Raw genomic sequence first — 17525 nt, 5'->3', positions numbered from 1 at the left:
TGTCCAGCCCCACGACCTCGTCGCCTCGCGCCAGCAGGATCTGGCTCACGTGCATGCCGATGAAACCGGCAGCGCCGGTGACGAGGATCTTCATGGGGGACTCCGCATTCAGGGGGATGTAAGGCGAGCGCGGATTGTCGTCGCGCCACAATGACAGAACGCTTCCTCCCCCCTGATTCCAATGGCCAAGCCCCTGATCCACCTCGTCGCTGGCGCGCGTCCCAATTTCATGAAGATCGCGCCCCTGGTGCGAGCCTTGCAGGCCGACGGCCGCCTGGACTTCCAGATCGTGCACACCGGTCAACACTTCGACCGCGACATGAACGAGGTGTTCTTCGAAGAGCTGGGCATCCCGCAGCCCGACGTGCGCCTGGGCTGCGGCGGGGGCAGCCATGCCGAGCAGACCGGCAAGATCATGCAGGCCTACGAGCAGTTGATCGCCACCGCCAAACCCGCCTGCTGCCTGGTGGTGGGCGACGTGAACTCCACGCTGGCCTGCGCCATCGTGGCCAAGAAGGCGGGGGTGCCGGTGGCGCACGTGGAGGCGGGCCTGCGCAGTGGCGACCTGTCCATGCCGGAAGAAATCAACCGTCTGGTGACCGACGCCATCACCGACTGGTTCTTCGTCACCGAGCCCTCGGGCTTGGCTCACCTCCAGCGCGAGGGCAAGCCCATGGACGCGGTCTTTGACGTCGGCCACGTGATGGTGGACAACGTGCTGTTCCAAGCCGACAAGCTGCGGACCATGGACACCTCAGGCTTGGAAACCGACGCCTTCAAGAAGGCTCACCCGCGCTACGTGGCGGTCACCCTGCACCGACCGAGCAATGTCGATGGCGAGGCCAACTTGCGCCGCGTCGCCGGCGTGCTGCGCCGCGTGGCCGAGCACTTGCCCATCGCGTTCGCGGTGCACCCGCGCACACGCAAGAACCTGGAGGCCGCAGGCATCGACCTGGGCCCCAACGTCACCCTGATGGGCCCCCAGCCTTACATGAGCTTCTTGCACCTGTGGAAAGACGCGGCCCTGGTGCTGAGCGACAGCGGCGGCCTGCAAGAAGAGACCACGGCCCTGGGCGTGCCCTGCGTGACCATGCGCGACAACACCGAGCGGCCGGTGACGGTGGACGAAGGCAGCAACGTGCTGGCCGGCACCGACCCCGACACCGTGGTGGCCGCCTGCCTGGACGCCATCCAGAACGGCGGCAAACGCGGGCGACGGCCGGCCTTGTGGGACGGCCGCGCGGCCGAGCGCATCGTCCACCTCTTGGCACCGCGACTCCACGCCTGAGCGGGGCTGGCGCCCGCTACACGTCAAGGCGCGCTGGCCGCACCCCTGGGGACACCGAGGTAGGCGATCTCCGCCCGGGCCCGCAGGGCCTTCATTTCAGCCTGGATGCGCGCTTGGCGCCGCTCCGCCAGCAACTGCTGCTCGATGACCGGCCGCGCTTGCTCCAAGGTCACCGCGGCCGACTGGACCCCAAGGCGTTGGACCACCAACAGACCACCGGCCCGCGGCAAGACGGTGGTTTGTCCATCCGCCAAGACGGTGAGTGTCGTCAACGCCGCGGCGGGCCAGTGCTCGGCGGGACGCAAGGCCGGCGTGGCGCTGGCGCGCAGCCCAGCCGCTTTGGCCTGACGGAGCCAAGCCGTTGGATCGCCTTGCGGCGGCACGAGCGCCTGCAGGGCTGCAATCTGTTCGGCGCTGCCGTCGATGCTCAACTCCTGGACGCTGAACACCAAGCGCTGCGCGTACAGCGCAGGTCGCTCGCGGTAATGCGCCTCCACCTCGGCCGACGTGGGCTGGGGCACCTGTGCCGACAAGGTTTGCGCGTAGGCACGGGCCAGCAACTCTCGGCGCGCAGCCTCCAGTTGAGCAGCCACCTTGGGATCGCGCTCCAGCTTCATCGCTTCGGCCTGCTGCAAAGCCAACTCTTGGTCGATCAGTCGCTCCAAGACCTGGGGCGCCATGGCCGCCCGCTGCTCAGGTCCCGTGGCCGGCTGGCGTTCGACGGCCTCTTGCCATTGGCGCGCGGTGATGGTTTCGCGGTTGACCTTCACCACGGCGCGCTGCCCCTCGTCCGGCGGTGCGCAAGCGATCAAGGCCAGCAACAGGGCACCGCCCAGTGCCTTAGCAGCGGATGCCCACATGAAGCGCCACGGCGCCAGCCGCGAGGTTGTGCACGTCCACGTGGCCGAAGCCGGCCGCTTTCATCATGGCCTTGAGCGTGGCCTGATCCGGGTGCATGCGGATGCTTTCAGCCAGGTAGCGGTAGCTGTCGGCATCGCCCGCCAGTGCCTGCCCCAGCTTGGGCAACACGTTGAACGAATACCAGTCGTAGGCCTTGCGCAAAGGCGCCGCGATCTGCGAGAACTCGAGCACGAGCAACCGTCCGCCCGGCTTGAGCACGCGGGCCATTTCGGCCAGGGCCAGGTCCTTGTGCGTCATGTTGCGCAGCCCGAAAGCCACGCTCACCAGGTCAAAGCTCTGGGGGGCAAACGGCAACTGCTCCGCGTCGGCCAGCAGGCTCGGCGTGACCACGCCCTGGTCCAGCAATCGGTCGCGCCCCACGCGCAGCATGGCCTCGTTGATGTCGCTGTGCAGCACCAGGCCCGTGGGGCCCACGCGCTGGGCAAAGGCGCGGGTCAAGTCACCGGTGCCGGCGGCGATGTCGAGCACCCGCTCGCCGCCCTGCAAGTTGGCCACGGCCACGGTGTAGGCCTTCCAGGCCCGGTGCAGACCCAAGGACATGGCGTCGTTCATGACGTCGTACTTGGCGGCCACGGAGTCGAACACCCCGCGTACCTTGCGGGCCTTGACCGATTCGTCGACCGTTTCAAAACCGAAATGCGTGGCGCTCACTGGGCCTCTCCTTGAGGATCGCGGCTGGCGCCGACTGCCGCCAGCCGGGCCTCGTAGTCGGCCCACAGGCGCTCTTGCTGCTGGCCGAGGTGGTACAGGTAATCCCAAGTGAACAGGCCGCTGTCGTGACCATCGCTGAACACCGGGCGCAGGGCGTAATGACCCACGGCCTCCAGGGCGGTGACGCGAACACCGCGCTTGCCCACTTGCAGCACGGCTTGCTCGGGGCTGTGGCCTTGGACCTCGGCCGAGGGGCTGTGCACACGCATCAATTCCGCGGGCAGCTCCCACCGGCGGCCGTCGTCAAACACCAGCTCCAGACGCTGGGTGGCCTCGTGCAAGGTGATGGCGGTGGGACGGGGGGAGTTGGGGCGCAAACCGGCCATGGCAACGCCAAAGAAAATGGGGCCGCCAGTGTAGGCGGCCCCATCGTCACCCGAAGGTGGATTGGATTACCAGCTCAGATTGAGCGTGTAGGTGCCGGTGCCGCCGCGGTAGTAGCGCACCCGCACGAATCGCACCGACGAGGTGGTGCCAGTGTTCGCCGTGGTGGCCGAATCGATCTGGCCGGCCCCCTTGGTGCTGGACGCGATTTGCGTGCCGGCACTGTTGTACAGGTACAGGTCGTAGTCCTTCGTGCCACCGTTCAGGGACGCCGTCAGGGTCTTGCCAGCCGGCAGGTCGACGCGGAAGTAGTCGGTGTCCGTGGTGGACGACAGGCTGCCGTTGACCGTGGCCGGTGCGCTGATGGTGTTGGCCGTGCCCGTGGTGTTGTTGGACTCGGTTTCGTTCACCGTGCTCGGAGGCGTACCGCCACCACCACCACCCTTGATCTTGGCCACAGCCGCGGCTGCGTCGATGATGCCGGTGCCACAACCACTGCAGGCGGCCGGGAAGGCGCGAGCCGTGGTCTTGATGGTCGACTCGATCTCGTCCGGGGTGGCGGTGGGCTTGACCGCGTACAACAAGGCGGCCACGCCAGCCACGTGGGGCGTGGCCATCGAGGTGCCTTGGTAGTAGGCGTAGTTGTCAGCGCCCGGCGTCGTGGTGCCGGCATTCAGCGTGGACAAGATGCCGTTGGTGTTGCCCGTGCTCATTTCGCCACCAGGGGCGGCGATGTCCACCAGAGTGCCAAAGTTGGAGTACGAGGCTTTGCCACCGGTCGGGCCCACAGCCGCCACAGCGATGACGCCGGCGCAGTTGGCAGGGCTGGCATTGCTCACGTTCACGTTGCTGTTGCCGGCGGCCACCACCACGGTGGCATTGCGGGAACGTGCGCTGTTGATCGCGTTTTGCGTCGTGGTGTCGCAAGCGCCGCCACCGCCCAAGCTCAGGTTCAACACCTTGGCAGGCGTCGGGTTGGCGGGCAAGCCGCTGACCGTGCCACCGCTGGCCCAGATGATGCCGTCGGCAATGTCCGAGGTGTAGCCGCCGCAGCGACCCAGCACACGCAGCGTTTGCAGCTTGGCGCCATAGGCCACACCGATCACGCCCTGGCTGTTGTTGCCCACGGCGCCGATGGTGCCCGCCACGTGCGTGCCGTGCCAGGAGGAGTTGGAGGCGCGCGAGCCCGTGCCGCATTGACCGGCGGTGCTCCAGTCGCCCGGGTCAGAGGGATCGCTGTCGCGGGCATTGCCGTCGTTGGACACCAGGGTGTCCACGATCATGTCGTAGCCGGCCACGAGGTTGGCCGCGAGATCCGGGTGGGGGCGGATGCCCGTGTCCAACACGGCCACCGTGACGCCGGCACCGTTGGTGGTGTCCCACGCCGTGGTGGCACGGATGCCGCCGGCGCCGCTGCCCATGCCCCACAGGCTGCTGAAGTTGGTGTCGTTGGGCGTCAACATCGCGTACATCTTGCGGTCGGGCTCGGCGTACTCGATGGATGGATCTTCAGCCATCAGTTCTTTGGCCATCGCACGCAGGTCGTTCACCGGCATGGCACGGTTCAAGCGCATCACGTCGGCACCCAAGCCGTTCTTGCGCAGCATGGACATCGCCACGCCACGCGACTGCGCCACACGGCCACGCAGGGCCTCGGCACGGGAGGAGACTTCGGCGGTCAAGCCCTGAGCGCTCACCGTATTCCGGTACTTGATGATCAAGCGATCGGTTTGATCGTCTTGCTCCATGGGCGCCCGCGCAACCTGCGCTTGTGCATGCGCCACGCCGGCACACGCGGCGGCCACACACACGGAAAGAACCAACTTCACCGGCAACTGCTTCGAATCCATCCAAGACATGCGAAAGCTCCAGAGATCGGTAGAAATGAACAGCGCGCGACCGGGGTGGTGGACGGCGCCATGGGGGCGCCCGGGGGATACCCAGGCTCGGGTCTGACGCCTCGGGCGGTTGCCCGGGTGCAGCCAGAAGCTCCCGACCCCCTCCTCGCCTGCGGTGGGCGAGTGCTCGGCAGCTTCATCAGGCACAGGGGGAGCGTCACCCCCTTTGGGTCGTGTCTCCGGCACCACTGTGAAGTTTTACCGCGACCGCTTTGCAGTCTAAAAAAACCGGAAAGCGTGAAATGTGACCATTGGCAAATCGCCACACAGGACTTTCCCGCCCGAGTGACAACCCTGTGTCGGTCTCTGGAGGGCTCGCTCTAAGCCTTTGCGCGGCAAAAGCCCTGAGACTTTGCGCGGGCAGACGGACCGCGCCTGATGGAAGGGCCGGTCAGCGGCGCTCGTGAGCTTGACCGTCGTCCAGCGGCGCCGTGGCTGGCCAGCACAGGGCCGCGACCAGGGCCATCAGGCCCATCGGGGCGGCGGCACCTGCCAGGCCCACCACTGCGCCGAAAACCACCGGCATGCCGATGGCGGCCCCGTTGGTCATCAGCATGCGCAAACCCAGGGCCTGCCCGTGGCGGGCGGGCGGTGTCAGGTGCGTCAAGGCCGCCAGCATGGTGGGCTGCACCGACCCCAAGGCCATGCCCAGCACGAAACTGCCCGCCGACATGCCCAGCACCCCCGGCAACCATGGGTAGACGGCCAAGGTGGCGGCCGTCACGCCCAGCGCGACCCGGATGCCGCGCTTGTCGCTCCAGGCGCCGCCCCAGCGCACGATGGCCAGCCGCACCGCCGCCACGCCCACCGCAAAAGCGCCAAGCAACAGGCCGATGGTCGAAGCGGAAAACCCACGCTCATGCCCCAACACCGGCACCACGAAGGTGTGCGCATCCCAAGCCACCGCGAGCACCATGTTGAGCACCAACAGCGCCCGCACCGGCCGTTGGCGCAGCAGGTCCCAGGCGGGCATCAGCCCCGCTCGGTGGGTGGCCTCGGGCCACGGGCGCAGACGGTGGGCACGCAAGAGCCACACGCCCAAAGGCGCCAAGAGCAGCGCCACGGCAAAGGCAGGCCGAAACCCCAGGTGGTCGATCACCAACCCCGCCACCACGGGCGACAGGGTGTTGGACAGGGCGGGCCCCATGGCGGCCCAGCTGTAGAGCGCCTGCGGCGCCACACCGCCATCGCCCTGGGCTTGGGCCAGCAGGGCGATGTCGCGTTGCACCGCCACGGCCGCCAAAGCCAGGGCAGCCCCCGTGCCCAAGGCTGCGAGTACCAAGGTCGGCACGCTCGGCCAGGCCAAAGCAGCCAGCACCCCCAGGCCCGCTAGCAGCGAGCCCGTCCAGAGCGGCCGCCAGAGCCCGAAGCGGTCGGCCCAGGCCCCGGCTGGGGCGCCCAGCAAAGCGGGCGTGAGCGACACCAGGGCCAGCATGACGCCCACCACGAACGCGCTGTGCCCGTTTTGCAGCAGCCACAAGGTGGAGGTGACGCGGGCAACCGCCATGGTGGCGTGCAAGCCCATCAAGGCGGCGATGAGCCGCACGAAGCCAGTCGGCAGTGCGCTCAAGCCTCGTCGCTTTCCGGTTCGCCACCCAGCGCCAGCAGACCCTGAGCTTGAGCGTCGGGGAGGGACTCGACACCCTTGAGCTTGCGCGCCATGGCGCGGGTTCGCACCTCGGCGTCGTCGATGGTCTTGCTGGCTTCGTCCAGCTTTTTCTTGGTCTTGGCCAGCACGTCGCCGAACTTGCCGAACTCCGTCTTGACGGCGCCCAGCACCGCCCAGACTTCGCTGCTGCGCTTTTCCAACGCCAGGGTGCGAAAACCCATTTGCAAGCTCCCCAAAGTCGCCAGCAGGGTGGTGGGGCCGGTGAGCATCACCCGGTGCTCGCGCTGCAGCGATTCAAAAAGGCCAGGGCGGCGCAGCACCTCGGCGTACAGGCCCTCGGTGGGCACGAAGAGCAACGCGAAATCGGTGGTGTGGGGCGGCGCGAGGTATTTGTCAGCGATGGACTTGGCCTCCAGCCGCAGGCGGGTTTCCAGCGCCTTGCCAGCCGCTTCGGCCGCGCCGGGGTCGGCACGCTCCTGGGCATCCAACAGGCGCTCGTAGTCCTCGCGGGGGAATTTGGCGTCGATGGGCAGCCACAAAGGCTGGCCATCGCTGGCCTGGCCCGGCAACTTGATGGCGAACTCCACACGCTCCGCACTGCCCGGCACGGTGGCCACGTTGCTGGCGTACTGCTCGGGCGTGAACACCTGCTCCAGCAGGCCCGCCAATTGCACCTCGCCAAACACCCCGCGCGTTTTCACGCCGGTCAGCACGCGGCTCAAGGAGCCCACGTCGCGCGCCAGGTTCTGCATGTCGCCCAGACCGCGGTGCACCTGCTCCAGGCGCTCGGCCACGTGGCGGAAGCTTTCGCCCAGGCGCTGCTCCAGCGTGGCGTGCAGCTTTTCGTCCACCGTTTGGCGCATCTGCTCCAGCTTGGCGGCGTTGTCCTGCTGGATGCCCTGCAGGCGCTGCTCCACGGCATGGCGCAGTTCGGCCATGCGCTGGTCGTTCGTCTGCGCCAGGGCTTGCAGTTGCTCGCGCAACTGGGTGCTGCTGCGCGCGAGCGCCGCATCCTGGGCTTCCCGGGCCGCCGTTTGGGCCTGGTTCAAGGCCTGCGTGGTCTGCGCCAAGCCGCCCAACAAGCCCTGCTGCAAGCCGGCCACTTGCACGCGCAGCGAATCGATCTGCTCGTTTTGGGTGCGCGCCGCGTCGCCGCCTTGGGTCAGCAGCGCGGCCTGGAACTGGGTCAGCTGCCCCAGCAACTCTTGACGGGTGGCCTGCGCGGCGCGCTGGCCGTCGTCGCGCAGGTGGCGCTCAACAGCCTGGAGGGCCTCCAGCGTGGGCTTCAAGTCGGGCGGTGGCGCCGGACGGCGCCACAGCACCCAAAGGCCCCACAGCAACCCCGCGTTCAGCAAAACCAGGCCCGTCAGCAGCAGTTCATTCCAAGACATTGGGGGATTGTCGCGGCGGGGTGGTGCGTTGCCGCGGGCTCGCCACAATTCCAAGGTCCACCCCTCCTGAACGACGCCGACATGTTCATCCCCCTGCGCACCCTCACCCTGGCCGGCTTGCTGGTCGTCAGCCCTTGGGCCCACGCCGATGCCGTCCGCGACTTGAAGTCCGCGCTGAACCGGCTGCAAGGGCAAACGCCCATCAAGGGGCAAGTCAGCATCAAGAGCGAAAGCCGCCAAAACGAAGGCAAAGACGATGCCCGCGTCGACCACGGTGCCGCGCAGGTCGCCTTCGACGACAGCCCCCAAGGCTTGCGACTGCTCTACCCGCAGCCCCTGCTCATGAGAGCTCAGCAGGAAGACGCGGCCAAGGACGCGAACCCCAAGGCCAAGACGCCGACGGTCACGGGTCTGTCCAGCCTCGACCATCAAGACGTGCGGCAGATGACCCGGGCCGCCGATGACCTGCTGCGCACGCTCAACCGCAGCACCTTCAAAAACGAACGGACCGACACCTGGCAAGGCCAAGCGGCGCGGGTGGTGAGCTTTGATGTACCACTGCGCGAGCCCAACAAATACGCCAAGAAGTTCAGCAACGTGCTGGAGGTTTGGGTGGGCGCCGACGGAACACCGTTGGCAGCGCGACAGACGCAAACCATGTCCGGCCGCGCCATGATGGTCATCAGCTTCGAGATGAGCGCCACGGAGGAAACGCACTACACCGTGGTCGGCGAACGCTTGGTGGCGGTGCGTCGCAACAGCCAGTCCAGCGGCGAGGGAGCGGGGGAAAAGGGCAAGCAGAGCCGCCAACTGCAGCTCGAGCTGGCGTCCTAAATCGGGCTGGGGCCGGGGCGGCCCTCGGCCCAGGCCAGCAGGTTGTCCACCGCCAACTGCACCATGGCGCGGCGGGTGGGCAAGGTGCTGCTGGCGATGTGCGGCGTGAGCACGGCGTTCGGGCAGGCCAACAGGTGCGGGTGCACGGCGGGCTCGCCCTCGAACACGTCCAGCCCCGCTGCGGCCAACCGGCCACTCTGCAAGGCCGACGCCAGCGCGACATCGTCCACCACACCGCCGCGGGCCAAGTTGACCAGGGTGGCACTGGGCTTCATCAAGGCCAGTTCAGCAGCACCGATGAGGTGATGGGTGTCCGGCCCGTAGGGCACCATCACGACGACATGGTCGGCCAGCCGCAGCAAGTCCGTCAGGGGCAGGTGCTGCGCCTGGAGCGCGACCGCTTCGGGCGAGGCGCGACGCTGGCTGTAGACGATGCGCATGCCAAAGCCGTGGTGCGCCCGCCGGGCGATGGCAGCCCCGATGCGCCCCAGGCCGACAACGCCCAGGGTCGTCCCCGCCACGGGTGCGCCGGCGAATTGGTCAATCGCCCAGCCCTGCCATTGCCCCGCACGCACGAAGCGCTCGCCCTCCCCCACCCGCCGGGCCGCGGCCAGCAGCAGAGCCAGGCCGAAATCGGCGGTGGCCTCGGTCAGCACCCCCGGGGCGTTGCTGAGCAGCAAGCCGCGAGCTTGGCAGGCCGGCAGGTCCAGGTTGTTGAAACCCACCGTCACCAGCGACACGGCCCGCAAATCCGGGCAGGCGGCCAGCAGTTGGGCGTCCACGCGCTCGGTGCCCGAGGCCAGCAGGCCCCAGCAGCCCTGCAGGCGCGCGGTCAGGGCTGCCGGTGACAGCGGCACATCGCTGTCGTGCACGTCCAGCCGGTAGTGGGCCCGCAGCGGCTCGAGCAGATCGCCAAACAGACGCCGCGCCACCAGCAGGCGGGGCTGCCTCATCGTTCGTTGTCGTTGGGGGGCGGACCGGCCTCGGACCGCGCCCGCAGGTGCATGGCCGCTTGGGCCAGCAGGTTGGCCGAGACGGGTGCAGTGACGAAAAGGAACAAGGTGATCAGCAATTCAGGCACGGCCCACTCGCCACGTGCCATGCGCAGCAGCAGCGCGGCCACCAACACGCCGCCAACCCCCAGCGTGGTGGCCTTGGTCGGGGCGTGAAGGCGCATGAAGAAGTCGGGGAAGCGCAGCAGACCGACCGCGCCCACCACAGCGAACAGGCCGCCCACCATCAAGGCGACCGCCATGGCCCATTGCCAAAACGCATGAAGCTCGTGCCAGGGGGTCATGGATGCCTCACTCAACGATGTCACCGCGGGCGATGAATCGCGCCAAAGCCACGGTGGAAACAAAACCCAGCAACGCGATCAGCAGCGCCGCTTCGAAGTAAACGCTGGCGCCTTCCCGCAGCCCCTGCAGCACCACCAGGGCCACAAGGTTGACGTACATCGTGTCCAAGGCCAAAACGCGGTCGGTCAACTCGGGGCCGCGCACCAAACGCCACACGCAAAGCAACAGAGCCAAGCCCACGGCGCCCGTGGCGAAGTTCAAGGCGAAGGACAAGATCATGCCGACGCTCCTTCAAAGATGATCCGCAGCGGCGCTTCATAGCGTTGCTGGATGTCACGGGCCAGCGCTGCTGGATCGCGACAGTCCAGCGCGTGCACCAGGATGCCGCCTTCCTCCTGCATCACGCAGGACACCGTGCCTGGGGTGGTGGTGATGATGCTGGCGAGCAGGGTGCGCGCCAGCGGGTCTTTGAGCTCGACCGGCACGGGCACCCACGCCGGCTGGGGACGCGACCAAGGATTGAGCACGATGCGGGCCACGACGAGGTTGGACACCACGATGTCCCACAGCACCAGCGCCGCGAAACGCAGGATGAGACCCCAACGGCGGGGCTTGGACGCAGCTCCCAGAAAACCCACCAGACACCACGGCAGGCCCCACGCCATGGCCAAGCCGCTGAGCACATGGGCCGGTGCCACGCTGTGCTGCAGCACCAGCCACACGACCAACAGCAGACCCGACAACCAAGGGTGGGGCCACCAGGGGCGACGCGAGGGGCTCATGGCCTGGCCTCCGGAGGATCAAATCGGTACGGGCGTGTGCTGACGCCTTTCTCCGGGCCCAGCACGGCGTTGGCGTAGGCGGCGGTGTCCTGCAACTGCACAGCGGCCGCATGGGTGTAACGCTGCAACGGAGCCGCCCAAACGCTCATGGCCACGCTCAAGGCCAGCAGGCTCAGCATCGCGGCCATCAAGGAGGGGCTGGCCCCCGCCTGGGCGTTGGGAACGTCCTCACGCACATGCCAGAACAAGATGCTGCCCGCGCGGGCCAGCCCCACCAGAGTGAAGAAGCCAGCCGCCAAAATCACCGTCCAGATGCCTGCCTGCCAAGGGTGCGTCGACGCCGCTTCCAGCACCATGATCTTGCCGATGAAGCCCGGCAGCGGAGGCAGTCCCGCCGCCGAAGCCGCCGCCAGCAGCATGAGCAGGCCCAACAAGGTGGGTTGCGCGACGCTGCCCGCCGGAACGAGTTGACCCGCCGCCTGCCCGCGCTGCGCCGACACCAATTCCGCCAGCAAGAACAAGGCGGCCACCACCAAGGTGCTGTTGACCAAGTAGTAAAAGGCCGCGCTCCAAGCGGCCGTGTTGTAGAGCCCGATGGCGACCAACACCGTGCCCACCGAGGCCACCGTGAGCCAAGCCACCATGCGCTGCAAGGTGGGCGCGCCCAAAGCGCCCATCACCCCCAGCACCCCCGTGCCCAAGGCCAGGGGCAGCAGCAAGGGTTCGACCACCATCGCCGACTCGCCACCGCTGGGACCGAACACCACGCCATGCACGCGCACGATGGCGTACACACCCACCTTGGTCATGATCGCGAACAGCGCGGCCACGGGCGCGCTGCTGGCCGCGTACGTGGCAGGCAACCACAGGGACAAGGGCAGCAAGGCGGCCTTGAATCCAAAGACCACCAGCAACAGCCACGCGCCCGCTTGAACCAAGGCGGCATCGGGACCAGCGACTTGCGGCACGCGCATCGCCAGGTCGGCCAGATTGAGGGTGCCCGTCTTGGCATAGACCAAGGCCACCCCCACCAGGAACAAGGCCGAGGCCGCCAAGTTGAGCACCACGTAGTGCAGACCCACGCGCAGGCGCTCGCGGCCTTGGCCGTGCAGCATCAGCACGTAGGACGCGATGAGCAGCACTTCAAAGAACACGAACAGGTTGAACAAGTCGCCGGTGACAAAAGCACCGTTCAAGCCCATCAACTGGAAGAGAAACAAGGCATGGAAGTGGCGCCCGTGCGCGTCCCACCCTCCTCGCGCATACCAAAGCACCGGCAGGGCCACCAAGGCTGTGAGCAGCAACATCAACGCCGACAGCCGGTCCAACACCAGCGCAATGCCATAGGGCGCGGGCCATTCCCCCACTTTGTAGACCAGCAAGCGGCCGGTGTCCGCCTGCTGCACCGACAGCACGGCCAGCGCCAAAGTGATGGACACCGCCGCGAGGCCGACGCGCCGCGCCCGAACCAGGTGAGGGTGACCGTGGGCGGGGTCGCCGCCATGGTCGCCGAGCAGCAGCAGCAAGATGCCCGCGGCCGCCGGCACGAGCACCGGAAGCACTGGCAAATGCGCCAAGAGGTCCCAGTTCACGAACGATCTCCCGCCGGCTCCTCGCCGTCCACGTGATCGCTGCCGTTGTCATGCCGGCTGCGCAAGGCCAGTTCGATGACGAAGCCCGTGGTGGCAAAACCGATCACGATGGCCGTGAGGACCAGAGCCTGCGGCAGCGGGTCGGCATACGGCCCTGAGCCCGAAATCACCGGTGGAGCGCCACGCCACAAGCGCCCCATCGCAAAAATGAACACATTCACCGCGTAGCCCAGCAAGGTCAAGCCCAGCACCACGCTGAAGCTGCGCCCGCGCAGCAACAGGTACAAGCCGCAGGCGGTCACCAAGCCGATGCCACTGGCCACCAGCATTTCCATGGAGATCATGCGTGCGCCTCCCGCGCCGTGCCCTTGCTGGCGCTGGCCAGCGCCGACATCATCAACATCGTGGCCCCGACCACCGTCAAGTAAACACCCAAGTCAAACAAGGCCGCACTCGCCAGCGGCAATTCGCCCAGCACCGGGACGACTGGGTGGCCGAAAGCACTGGTCAAGAAGGGATGCCCCAGCAGCATGGCACCCACGCCCGTGAGCCCCGCGATGGCCAATCCCGCCCCGATCCACCGCGTGAAACGGCGGCCACCCTCGCCATGCAGCAATGCATCGGCCCGCTGATGGCCCAGGGCCATCGACTGCAACACCAGCGCAACGGCTGTGACCAAGCCCGCGATAAAGCCCCCTCCTGGCAAGTTGTGACCCCGCCAGTAGATGTAAGCGGAAACCACCAAGGCGATGGGCAACACCAATCGCGCCACGACGCGCAGCATCAGGGGCACGGTGGAAAAGCTCCAGGCGCGCCCCTGCGCATCGGTGGCCGGGCGCCGGGTGCGCCAGCCGTCGAGCAGGGCCAGCACACCGACACCGGCAATGCCCAGCACTGTGATTTCGCCGAAGGTGTCGTACCCGCGGAAGTCGACCAAGATCACATTCACCGCGTTGGTACCGCCGCCCTCGGGCAGGCTCTTTTCCAGAAAGTACCAAGCGATCGAGTCGTGGTTGCTGGTCAAGGCCAGCCAAGTCAGCCAGGCCACGCCTGCGCCGCCGGTGACGGCCAATGCCGCATCGCGCCACCGGCGCCAAGAGGCCGATTCGCGCGGGCTTTGTGCCGGCAGCAAGGCCAAGCCCATCAACAACAGAGCGGTCGACGCCACATCCACCGACAGCTGGGTCAGCGCCAAGTCGGGTGCCGAAAACGCCAGGAAGGTGAGCGATGTCACCAAACCCACCCCGCCCGCGAGCACCGTGGCCACAAACCGATGGCGGTGCAGCACAACCAGGGTCACGGCCATCACCACCAGTGCCACCCACACGCCCACCGCCAAGGCGGGCGCTGCAATCAAAGCTCGATCGCCCGCCGTGGGTCCTGGCGCCGCCCCCAAAAAGGGCACCGCGGCCACCACGATGGCCGCAGCCACCATCCAGGCCAGGTAGCGCTGCAGCGAGCCGTTCTCCAGCGCGTGGCTGCCCCGACCGGCGCCGGCCAACAGCGCGTCCATCGCCGAATGAAACAGCCGCTTGCCGCCGCGACCGGTGGGTTCGTAACGGTGAAGGCGCCGACCCCGCATCAGCCACGCGTAAAGCAGGGCTCCGCCGACCACTGCCAGCGCGCTCAGCAACAAAGGCGTGTTAGCCCCGTGCCACAAAGCCAGTTCGAACGGCGGCGGTGCCGCCCCCAGCGCCGCCTGCGACACACCCCGAACCACGTCACCCAACAGGACCATCGGCGCCAAACCGACCAACAGGCATGCCGCCACCAGCAACACGACCGGCGCCTTCATGCCCCAGGGGGGTTCGTGCGGTTGCGGCTGTGGCAGACCACGCGCCGGGCCATTGAAGAAACAGTCGTGAACCAGACGCAAGGAATACGCCGCCGAAAACAGACCGCCCAGCGTCGCAGCCACCACCACCCACACATGAGCGCCGCCCCACAGCGTGGCGTGCACGGCCTCGTGCAGCATCATTTCCTTGCTGATGAAGCCGTTGAACGGCGGCAGACCCGCCATCGCCGCCGACGCCAACAACACCAAGGTTCCGACGATGGGCAGTGCCGCCATCAGACCGCCGAGCTTGCGAAGGTCGCGCGTCCCAGTCTCGTGGTCCACGATGCCCGCGCTCATGAACAAGGCTGCCTTGAAGCAGGCGTGGTTCAAGACATGGAAAACCGCCGCCACCATGGACAGCGGCGACGCCAAGCCGATCAGGAAGGTGATCAGACCCAAATGGCTGATGGTGGAGTAGGCCAGCAGGCCCTTCAGGTCGTGCTTGAACACGGCCACGAAGGCCGCGAACACCATCGTTGCCAGCCCCACGCTGCCCACCACGCCTTCAAACAGCGGCGTGCCACCCAAGATGGGGTAGGTTCGCATCAGCATGAACAGCCCGGCCTTCACCATGGTGGCCGAGTGCAGGTAGGCGGACACTGGGGTGGGCGCCGCCATGGCCTCGGGAAGCCAGAAGTGGAAGGGCATCTGAGCGCTCTTGGTGAAGCACCCGACGAGGATCAAGCCCAAGATCACAGGGTACAAAGGGTGCGCCTGGATCTCGGCGCCTTTGCTCAACAGCACCGACAACTCGAAGCTGCCACCGACCTGCCCCAACAGCACGATGCCGGCCAACATGACCAGCCCGCCTCCGCCGGTGATGGCCAAGGCCATGCGGGCGCCTTGGCGAGACTCTTCCCGGCCGCCCCAGTAGCCAATCAGCAAGAAGCTGGAGATGCTGGTGAGCTCCCAAAACACGAGCAAGAGCAGCAGGTTGTCGGACAACACGATGCCCAACATCGCTGCCATGAACAACATTAGCGTGCCGAAGAACTTGCCTGCTGGATCGTCCTGGTGCAAGTAGAAGGCGGCATACATGACCACCAGCACCCCCATGCCGGCGATCAGCGCAGCGAACATCAGGCTCAGCGCATCCAGCCGGAAGCTGGCATTCAGACCGATGGCAGGCACCCACTCCGCCTGCGTCAGCACCACATGCCCCGCCAGCACGCCATCGGCTTGGACCAGGAGCAGGCCCAGGCTCACCAGCGCCGTGAGGGCGGCCGCCACCGCAGCAGCCGCGCGGCGCGCGGCCGTGTTGCGTGCGCCAAGCGCAAAGCACAGCGGGCTGCCCACCAACAGCGGCAGCAAAGCCACCCACGCGAGCCCGCTCATGCTTCGATGAAGGTGGTAAAGCCGGCCACGGGCGCGCGCTCGGTGCGCAAGCGGTTCACCACCGCATCGGGGTCGGCATGGCCCAAAGCCATGCCGCAAACCAGCATTTCATTGGGGGCAAAGTCCAACCACGCCGACAACTGCCGGTGGTAATGGATCCAGGCCGCTTGCGGGCAAGTGTCCAGGCCGCGGGCCTTGGCCGCCAGCATCAAGGATTGCAGGAACATGCCGTAGTCCACCCAAGCGCCTTGAGTCAGCACACGGTCCACGGTGAAGATCAAGCCGACCGGGGCATCAAAGAAGCAGTAATTGCGCCCGTGCTGGGCGTGCATCTTGTCCTTGTCGGCCTTGCCGATGCCCAGCAGGCCGTACATGTCCCAGCCCACCTTGCGGCGTCGATCCACGAACGGTGACACCCACTCCAGCGGGTAGTAGGAATACTCGGCCTCCAACTTGGTGGCCTGAATCGGGTCGTTGTGGATGGCCAGGGCGCCGTCCACCACGCGCCTCAGCGCGTCGCCCGTCAGCACCCGCACCCGCCAGGGCTGGATGTTGGTGCCCGACGGCGCCGTGGCCGCATCGGCCAAGATGGCCTCGATCGTGTCCCGCGGAACCGGCGTGGGCAGGAAAGCGCGCACCGAATGCCGGGCGTGCAGCGCGTCGAACACACTCATCGAAGGGGGCGTCGCCGTCATGGAGTCTCCGGAAAGTGGCCGGCATTGTTCCATCGGGACCAAAGCCCCCGCGCCAAGCGGACGGTGTTCACCTGCACGTCCAGCATGCGTTCCAAATCGGTCGGGTAACCCCCGGCCATGACCACGGTCACCGGCACGCGGCGCGCCCACAACCAATCGAACACGCGGGCATCGCGCACGGCCATGGCCCCTGAGCTCAGGCGCAGCCGCCCCAGACGATCGCCCTCGTGCGGGTCGGCGCCCGCCAGATAGAACGCGAACTGCGGCCCATCGAATCGAGCCGCCACGGCGGCCAGCGCCGCGTCCAATGCGGCCAGATAGGCGGCATCGCCGCAGTCGTCGGGCAAGTCCACGTCCAGGCTGCTGGCCACCTTGCGGAAGGGGAAGTTTTTCTCGCCGTGCAGGCTCAGCGTGAACACCCGCGGGTCGTTGGCGAACACGGCAGCGGTGCCATTGCCTTGATGGACGTCCAGATCGATCACCAGCACCCGCTCGGCACGGGCCGAGGCCTGCAGCCAGCGTGCCGCCACGGCCACATCGTTGAACACACAAAAGCCACCGCCCGCATCGGCTCGCGCGTGGTGGGTGCCGCCACCCAGGTTCAGGCCCACGCCCTCCTCCAACGCAACCTGTGTCGCCGCGAGCGTCGCCCCCACGGAGTGCTGGGCCCGTACCGGCATGTCCGGGTTCCAGGGGAAGCCAATCTCCCGCTGCTCTGCCGCGCTCAGCCCCCCGTCGCGCACCCGCGCCACATAGCCGGGCTCGTGCACGCGCTCGATGTCGCTCCACCCAGCAGCCGGCGCCTGCTTCAAGCGCAAGTCCGGCTCGCCTTGCAAACGCTCCAGCAAAGCCCGGTACTTGTGGTGCGGGAAGCGGTGGCCCGGCGGCACCACCAAGGGCTGGGCGTCGAAGTGATGAACTTGCATGTGTGAATGAATTGTTGCAGTGCAAAAAAGTGCTTGCGTTTGCGCCAGCGCTGCCTATACTTCGCCTCATGCTGCAGTGCACAA

18 protein-coding genes are annotated in these 17525 nt (G+C 67.3%); 2 read left to right on the top strand and 16 right to left on the bottom strand.

Annotated features, from left to right (window positions below):
- On the bottom strand, positions 1 to 94 hold a 94-nt coding region (locus O9335_RS03345), incomplete at its 3' end, for an NAD-dependent epimerase/dehydratase family protein (RefSeq protein WP_298383547.1).
- A gap of 87 nt (positions 95 to 181) precedes the next feature.
- Here O9335_RS03345 and wecB point away from each other — a divergent pair.
- Positions 182 to 1288 carry a non-hydrolyzing UDP-N-acetylglucosamine 2-epimerase gene (wecB, locus tag O9335_RS03340; protein WP_298383538.1) on the top strand — a complete coding sequence of 369 codons (1107 nt, stop codon included), beginning with the start codon at positions 182 to 184 and terminating at the stop codon, positions 1286 to 1288.
- Positions 1289 to 1311: 23 nt separating this feature from the next.
- Here the strand turns inward: wecB and O9335_RS03335 are convergent, their stop codons facing one another.
- From O9335_RS03335 to rmuC, 6 genes are all read right to left on the bottom strand, one after another.
- Positions 1312 to 2148 (bottom strand): EpsD family peptidyl-prolyl cis-trans isomerase, encoded by an 837-nt coding sequence (locus O9335_RS03335; RefSeq protein ID WP_298383535.1) that lies wholly within the window; start codon positions 2146 to 2148, stop codon positions 1312 to 1314.
- On the bottom strand, positions 2129 to 2860 hold the full coding sequence (ubiE, locus tag O9335_RS03330) for a bifunctional demethylmenaquinone methyltransferase/2-methoxy-6-polyprenyl-1,4-benzoquinol methylase UbiE (protein WP_298383532.1): 732 nt from the start codon (positions 2858 to 2860) through the stop codon (positions 2129 to 2131). The genes O9335_RS03335 and ubiE overlap by 20 nt, the downstream gene beginning before the upstream one ends.
- A complete protein-coding gene (locus O9335_RS03325; protein ID WP_298383529.1) occupies positions 2857 to 3246 on the bottom strand; it encodes a DUF971 domain-containing protein in 390 nt (129 codons plus the stop codon). Before O9335_RS03325 ends, ubiE begins: the two co-directional genes overlap by 4 nt.
- A 66-nt stretch (positions 3247 to 3312) precedes the next feature.
- Entirely contained in the window at positions 3313 to 5103 is a 1791-nt protein-coding gene (locus O9335_RS03320) for a S8 family peptidase (RefSeq protein ID WP_298383526.1), read from the bottom strand.
- Positions 5104 to 5533: 430 nt separating this feature from the next.
- The gene (locus tag O9335_RS03315; RefSeq protein WP_298383524.1) at positions 5534 to 6712 is read right to left on the bottom strand and encodes an MFS transporter; all 1179 of its coding nucleotides are present in this window, start codon (positions 6710 to 6712) and stop codon (positions 5534 to 5536) included.
- On the bottom strand, positions 6709 to 8142 hold the full coding sequence (rmuC, locus tag O9335_RS03310) for a DNA recombination protein RmuC (RefSeq protein ID WP_298383521.1): 1434 nt from the start codon (positions 8140 to 8142) through the stop codon (positions 6709 to 6711). Before rmuC ends, O9335_RS03315 begins: the two co-directional genes overlap by 4 nt.
- Before the next feature lie 81 nt (positions 8143 to 8223).
- Between rmuC and O9335_RS03305 the strand changes: the two genes are divergently transcribed.
- The gene (locus O9335_RS03305) at positions 8224 to 8976 is read left to right on the top strand and encodes a hypothetical protein (RefSeq protein ID WP_298383518.1); all 753 of its coding nucleotides are present in this window, start codon (positions 8224 to 8226) and stop codon (positions 8974 to 8976) included.
- On the opposite strand, the gene O9335_RS03300 is transcribed toward O9335_RS03305, so the two are convergent.
- From O9335_RS03300 to O9335_RS03260, 9 genes are read right to left on the bottom strand one after another with little or no spacing between them, the layout of a single operon-like run.
- Positions 8973 to 9929 (bottom strand): D-glycerate dehydrogenase, encoded by a 957-nt coding sequence (locus O9335_RS03300; RefSeq protein WP_298383515.1) that lies wholly within the window; start codon positions 9927 to 9929, stop codon positions 8973 to 8975. The genes O9335_RS03305 and O9335_RS03300 overlap by 4 nt on opposite strands.
- Positions 9926 to 10273: a Na+/H+ antiporter subunit G gene (locus O9335_RS03295; protein ID WP_298383512.1), complete on the bottom strand. Its 348-nt coding sequence runs from the start codon at positions 10271 to 10273 to the stop codon at positions 9926 to 9928. The genes O9335_RS03300 and O9335_RS03295 overlap by 4 nt, the downstream gene beginning before the upstream one ends.
- Positions 10274 to 10280: 7 nt before the next feature.
- Positions 10281 to 10553 carry a K+/H+ antiporter subunit F gene (locus O9335_RS03290; protein WP_298383510.1) on the bottom strand — a complete coding sequence of 91 codons (273 nt, stop codon included), beginning with the start codon at positions 10551 to 10553 and terminating at the stop codon, positions 10281 to 10283.
- Positions 10550 to 11056: a Na+/H+ antiporter subunit E gene (locus O9335_RS03285; RefSeq protein ID WP_298383508.1), complete on the bottom strand. Its 507-nt coding sequence runs from the start codon at positions 11054 to 11056 to the stop codon at positions 10550 to 10552. Before O9335_RS03285 ends, O9335_RS03290 begins: the two co-directional genes overlap by 4 nt.
- Positions 11053 to 12648 carry a monovalent cation/H+ antiporter subunit D gene (locus tag O9335_RS03280; RefSeq protein WP_298383505.1) on the bottom strand — a complete coding sequence of 532 codons (1596 nt, stop codon included), beginning with the start codon at positions 12646 to 12648 and terminating at the stop codon, positions 11053 to 11055. Before O9335_RS03280 ends, O9335_RS03285 begins: the two co-directional genes overlap by 4 nt.
- The gene (locus O9335_RS03275; RefSeq protein WP_367185397.1) at positions 12645 to 12992 is read right to left on the bottom strand and encodes a Na+/H+ antiporter subunit C; all 348 of its coding nucleotides are present in this window, start codon (positions 12990 to 12992) and stop codon (positions 12645 to 12647) included. The genes O9335_RS03280 and O9335_RS03275 overlap by 4 nt, the downstream gene beginning before the upstream one ends.
- Positions 12989 to 15820 carry a monovalent cation/H+ antiporter subunit A gene (locus tag O9335_RS03270; protein WP_298383503.1) on the bottom strand — a complete coding sequence of 944 codons (2832 nt, stop codon included), beginning with the start codon at positions 15818 to 15820 and terminating at the stop codon, positions 12989 to 12991. Before O9335_RS03270 ends, O9335_RS03275 begins: the two co-directional genes overlap by 4 nt.
- Positions 15817 to 16515, bottom strand: a complete 699-nt coding sequence (locus O9335_RS03265; protein ID WP_298383501.1) for a nitroreductase — start codon at positions 16513 to 16515, stop codon at positions 15817 to 15819. Before O9335_RS03265 ends, O9335_RS03270 begins: the two co-directional genes overlap by 4 nt.
- Positions 16512 to 17441 carry a histone deacetylase gene (locus O9335_RS03260; protein WP_298383499.1) on the bottom strand — a complete coding sequence of 310 codons (930 nt, stop codon included), beginning with the start codon at positions 17439 to 17441 and terminating at the stop codon, positions 16512 to 16514. Before O9335_RS03260 ends, O9335_RS03265 begins: the two co-directional genes overlap by 4 nt.
- Between the last annotated feature and the right edge of the window lie 84 nt (positions 17442 to 17525).

Source organism: Inhella sp. (assembly GCF_027532025.1).
Taxonomy (GTDB): domain Bacteria; phylum Pseudomonadota; class Gammaproteobacteria; order Burkholderiales; family Burkholderiaceae_C; genus Inhella.
The sequence above is the reverse complement of the archived record's forward strand: the minus strand, read 5'-3'. Positions and strand labels throughout refer to the sequence as shown.